At 66.6% G+C, this 3684-nt stretch carries 3 protein-coding genes and 2 tRNA genes; all 5 read left to right on the forward strand.

All coding sequences use genetic code 11. From position 1 onward, the window contains the following. On the forward strand, positions 1-730 hold a 730-nt coding region (locus tag AC1D2E_RS35215; protein ID WP_478201694.1), incomplete at its 5' end, for an amidophosphoribosyltransferase. Positions 731-740: 10 nt separating this feature from the next. Continuing rightward, on the forward strand, positions 741-1964 hold the full coding sequence (locus AC1D2E_RS35220) for an O-succinylhomoserine sulfhydrylase (RefSeq protein ID WP_478201695.1): 1224 nt from the start codon (positions 741-743) through the stop codon (positions 1962-1964). Beyond that, the gene (gene gltX / locus AC1D2E_RS35225; RefSeq protein WP_478201696.1) at positions 1961-3349 is read left to right on the forward strand and encodes a glutamate--tRNA ligase; all 1389 of its coding nucleotides are present in this window, start codon (positions 1961-1963) and stop codon (positions 3347-3349) included. The genes AC1D2E_RS35220 and gltX overlap by 4 nt, the downstream gene beginning before the upstream one ends. 33 nt (positions 3350-3382) lie before the next feature. Further along, positions 3383-3458: transfer RNA gene (locus tag AC1D2E_RS35230), tRNA-Ala, on the forward strand. Positions 3459-3525: 67 nt separating this feature from the next. Beyond that, positions 3526-3601: transfer RNA gene (locus AC1D2E_RS35235), tRNA-Glu, on the forward strand. Positions 3602-3684 lie beyond the last annotated feature (83 nt).

Consider the following 3684-nt stretch of genomic DNA (forward strand, 5'->3'; position numbering starts at 1 on the left):
GGCGCGGCCCGACTCGGTGCTCGATGGCATCTCGGTCTACCAGGCGCGGCTGAACCTCGGCGAGACGCTGGCCAAGCGCGTGATCTCGACCGTGCCGCCGAGCGACATCGACGTCATCATCCCGATCCCCGAATCGAGCCGTCCGAGCGCGACGCAGCTGGCGCACCTGCTGGGCGTTCCGTACCGCGAAGGCTTCGTCAAGAACCGCTACGTCGGCCGCACCTTCATCATGCCGGGGCAGGGCGTGCGCAAGAAGTCGGTGCGCCAGAAGCTCAACGTGATCGCCAGCGAGTTCAAGGGCCGCAACGTGCTCCTGGTCGACGACTCGATCGTGCGCGGCACCACCAGCCGCGAGATCGTGCAGATGGCACGCGACGCCGGGGCCCGCAAGGTGTACCTGGCCAGCGCGGCGCCGCCGGTGCGCTATCCCAACGTCTACGGCATCGACATGCCGACCAAGGACGAACTGGTGGCGCACGACCGCACCGTCGAGGAAATCCGCGAGCTGATCGGCTGCGACGCGCTGATCTACCAGGACGTCGACGCGATGAAGCGCGCCATCGGTTCGCTGAACCCGAAGCTCGACGGCTTCGATGCCTCCTGCTTCGACGGCGTGTACGTCACCGGCGACATCGACACCGAGGCCATCACGCGCATGAACGGCAGCCGTCCGCGCATCGAGGAGACCGAGGAAGACTCGTCCCGCCTCGCACTGCCCAACCTCAGCTGAAGGATCCCGCGTGACCGACCGATCCCTGCCCCCGGGGCTGCACCGCGACACGCTCGCGGTCCGGACAGCGCTCGAGCGCAGCCAGTACGGCGAGAACTCCGAAGCGCTGTTCCTCACCAGCAGCTTCGTGCAGCCCGATGCCGAGACCTCGGCGCGCCGCTTCGCCGGCACCGAGGAGGGCTTCACCTACACCCGCACTTCGAACCCGACCGTGGCCAGCTTCGAACGGCGCCTGGCCGCGCTTGAAGGCACCGAGGCCGCGATCGGCGCCTCCAGCGGCATGGGCGCGATCCTCATGATGTGCATGGGCCTGCTGCGCGCCGSCGACCACGTGGTGTGCTCGCGCTCGGTGTTCGGCTCGACCTTGAACCTGATCGGCCGCGAGTTCGGCAAGTTCGGCGTCGAGACCACCTTCGTCTCGCAGACCGACGTTGCCGAATGGAAGGCGGCGATCCGCCCGACCACCAAGCTGCTGTTCGCCGAGACGCCGACCAATCCGCTGACCGACGTCTGCGACATCCGCGCGCTGGCCGACCTGGCGCATGGCGCGGGCGCGCTGCTGGCGGTCGACAACTGCTTCTGCTCGCCGGCGCTGCAACGGCCGACCGAGCTCGGCGCCGACCTCGTCATCCATTCGGGCACCAAGTACCTCGAAGGGCAGGGCCGCGTGTTGGCCGGCGCCATCTGCGGCTCGTCGAAGCTGATCAACGATGTGTTCGGCCCGGTGGTGCGCACTGCGGGCATGGCGCTGTCGCCGTTCAATGCCTGGGTCGTGCTCAAGGGCCTCGAGACGCTGGGCATCCGCATGCAGGCGCACTGCGCCGGTGCGCTGGCGCTGGCGCAGTGGCTCGAGGCGCAGCCGGGCGTGGCACGCGTGTACTACCCGGGCCTGGCCTCGCATCCGCAGCATGAACTGGCGATGCGCCAGCAGTCGGGACTGGGCGGGGCGGTCGTGTCCTTCGACGTCGAAGGCAGCGGCCCCGAAGCGTCGCGCGCCAACGCCTTCCACGTGATCGACAGCACGCGCGTGCTGAGCATCACGGCCAACCTCGGCGACACCAAGACCACCATCACCCATCCGGCGACCACCTCGCACGGGCGCCTCACCGAAGTGCAGCGGCAGGCGGCCGGCATCGGCCAGGGCCTGATCCGCGTGGCGGTCGGGCTGGACCACATCGACGACATCAAGGCCGACCTCCTGCGAGGTCTAGCCGGCCTGAGCACCCCCGCATGACACAGAAGACCCGTACCCGTTTCGCACCGTCCCCGACCGGCTTCATCCACCTCGGCAACATCCGCTCGGCCCTCTACCCGTGGGCCTTTGCGCGCTCGACCGGCGGCGACTTCATCCTGCGCATCGAGGACACCGACGTCGAGCGCTCGACGCAGGCGGCCGTCGACGTGATCCTCGAAGGCATGCAGTGGCTGGGCCTCGACCATGACGAGGGCCCGTTCTACCAGATGCAGCGCATGGACCGCTACAAGGCGGTGCTGGCCGAGATGCAGGCAGCGAACCTGGTCTACCCCTGCTACATGGGCATGGCCGAGCTCGACGCGCTGCGCGAGAAGCAGATGGCCGCGAAGGAGAAGCCGCGCTACGACGGCACCTGGCGGCCCGAGCCGGGCAAGACCTTGCCGCCGGTGCCCGAGGGCGTGCAGCCGGTGCTGCGCTTTCGCAATCCGCAGGGCGGCGTCGTGGCCTGGGACGACAAGGTCAAGGGCCGCATCGAGATCGGCAACGACGAGCTCGACGACCTCGTGATCGCGCGGCCCGACGGCACGCCGACCTACAACTTCTGCGTCGTGGTCGACGACATCGACATGGCGATCACGCACGTGATCCGCGGCGACGACCACGTCAACAACACGCCGCGCCAGATCAACATCTTCCGCGCCCTCGGCAAGGAGCCGCCGGTGTATGCGCACCTGCCCACCGTGCTCAACGAGCAGGGCGAGAAGATGAGCAAGCGCAACGGCGCCAAGCCGGTGACGCAGTTCCGCGACGAAGGCTTCCTGCCCGAGGCGATGGTCAACTACCTCGCGCGTCTGGGCTGGAGCCACGGCGACGACGAGATCTTCTCGCGCGCGCAGTTCATCGAGTGGTTCAACCTCGATCACCTGGGCCGCAGCGCGGCGCAGTTCGACGAGACCAAGCTGCGTTGGGTCAATGCGCAGCACCTGAAGGCGATGGCCGACGATGCGCTGGCGCCGCTGGTGGCCGCGCAATTGCACAAGCGCGGCATCACGGCCGACGAGCGCCTGCCCGCGATCTGCGGCCTCTTCAAGGACCGCTGCGACACCACCGTCGCGCTCGCGGGATGGGCCGCTGCGTTCTATGCCGACGTGCATCCGAGCGATGCCGATCGCGCGCAGCATATTTCTGCTGCGGTGCGCCCGGCAATCGCCGAACTTGCGGATAAACTATCGGCCGTCGCTTGGGACAAGGCAGCGATCGCATCGGCCATCAAGGAAGTGCTGGTTGCGCAAGGTCTCAAGATGCCGGCACTCGCCATGCCGGTGCGAGTGCTCGTGATGGGCACCCCGCAGACGCCTTCTCTCGATTCGGTCCTCGCGCTTTTTTCTCGCGAAACTATTTTGAAGAGATTGAAGGAAGCCTGATTTTCGGGCTATAATTTGAGGCTCGACACCCAGGGGGGTATAGCTCAGCTGGGAGAGCGCTTGCATGGCATGCAAGAGGTCAGCGGTTCGATCCCGCTTACCTCCACCAACATGGTGTCGAGTTGTAGAAGAGTTTGAGAAACAAGCGCTGATCGCAGCGCGGTTCCTAAGGTTTTGACCCTATCGTCTAGAGGCCTAGGACACCACCCTTTCACGGTGGCTACCGGGGTTCGAATCCCCGTAGGGTCGCCAGTTTCATCGCAAGGTGAAGCCGGCACAAGTCGCAACACTTGGCTCCTTTTGGAGTGAACGTTGTCTACCAGGAGTGGTAGTTC

It is taken from the genome of Variovorax sp. P1_H2 (genome assembly GCF_056405295.1).